2 protein-coding genes are annotated in these 1,188 nt (G+C 65.9%); both read right to left on the bottom strand.

Annotated elements, in window-relative coordinates; all coding sequences use genetic code 11:
• Positions 1-53: 53 nt before the first annotated feature.
• Entirely contained in the window at positions 54-410 is a 357-nt protein-coding gene (locus QSJ97_RS24565; protein ID WP_285675139.1) for a transposase, read from the bottom strand.
• The gene (locus QSJ97_RS24560; protein ID WP_285675138.1) at positions 353-1,105 is read right to left on the bottom strand and encodes an IS110 family transposase; all 753 of its coding nucleotides are present in this window, start codon (positions 1,103-1,105) and stop codon (positions 353-355) included. The genes QSJ97_RS24565 and QSJ97_RS24560 overlap by 58 nt, the downstream gene beginning before the upstream one ends.
• Between the last annotated feature and the right edge of the window lie 83 nt (positions 1,106-1,188).

Here is a 1,188-nt window from a genome sequence, read left to right as displayed (position 1 = left end):
GTAGGCTGCAGCGCGAGTTCAGGGTGGAGCGCGGGGGACGGCGCATATGTCAATCATGCCGCGGCAAAGTCCTTGGCGGAGGCTGGCGGATTGTTCTTTGCCCAGAATGCGGTGCCAGACTTCCACATGGCCAAGAGGATCGTGGCGAGCTTCCGGCTCACGGCGACGATGGCCTTCTTCATGCAGGTCCGCTTCGCGATGCGAAGCCCCCAGGCTTTCAGGGGCGACATGACCCGCACCCGCCCGAGGATACTGGCGGCGGCCTCGAAGAGCATCACGCGCACGCGTGCATCCCCTGCCTTGGTGATGCGGCCCACGATGTCGGTCTTGCCCGACTGCCATCGCCGTGGTGTCAGCCCGAGCCAGGCACCGACGTCGCGGGAACGGGGAAACCGGTCGGGATCGTCCACCGCGCTGCGGAAGTAAGGGCCACGATGACACCGACGCCGGGCATCGTCATCAACAGCCGCGTCACGGGATCGGACTTCGCGAGCGCTGTCAGTTGACCATCGACCCGGGCCAATTCGTCGAGGAGAAGCGCGCGCACGCGCAGCATCGCGTCCACGATGCCTTCGAGGACCTCATGGCCGTCAGCGAGCTCACGTGCCCGTGCCACCCGGGTCCTTCGTGTCACGGCGCCCATCTTGAGCCCAGAGTTCCGGAGCGCGGCGCGGCGCGGGTTTTCCGTCGCCGTCACCTTCTCCACCAGGAACGTGCGTGCGGTGAGCAGAGCGCGGGTTTCCCGAGCGTCGAGCGATCTGACATGCACCCGCTTGAACCAGCCGAGACGCACGAGCTGAGCGATGCCGCGGGCGTCGTGGCGATCCGTCTTCACGCGCATGGCGGCAAAGGCGGCGCGGACGTGGCGCGCCTCCATCACGGACACCGAAAAACCCTCTTTGACCAGCCCTTCATGGAGCCATTGCGATGGTGACCCCGCCTCGAGCCCCACATGCTGGATGCGGCGCCCCTGATGGCGGATGGCCCTGGCGATCGCCTTTGGCTCGCTCGGGGCGCGAGCTTCCTTGACGATACGGCCGCCTTCATCGACGACGCAGACATGCCTCTCGTCGAGCGACACATCGAGACCTGCGAAAAACTCCATTGCTGAACTCCTGGATCGGTTGCGACGCAGGAGAGGGTCCTGACGTCGACACCTGGCGCAAAGCCCGATCAGCGCATCTGTAC

Source organism: Paralimibaculum aggregatum (assembly GCF_030270585.1).
GTDB classification, from domain to species: domain Bacteria; phylum Pseudomonadota; class Alphaproteobacteria; order Rhodobacterales; family Rhodobacteraceae; genus Thermohalobaculum; species Thermohalobaculum aggregatum.
The sequence above is the reverse complement of the archived record's forward strand: the minus strand, read 5'-3'. Positions and strand labels throughout refer to the sequence as shown.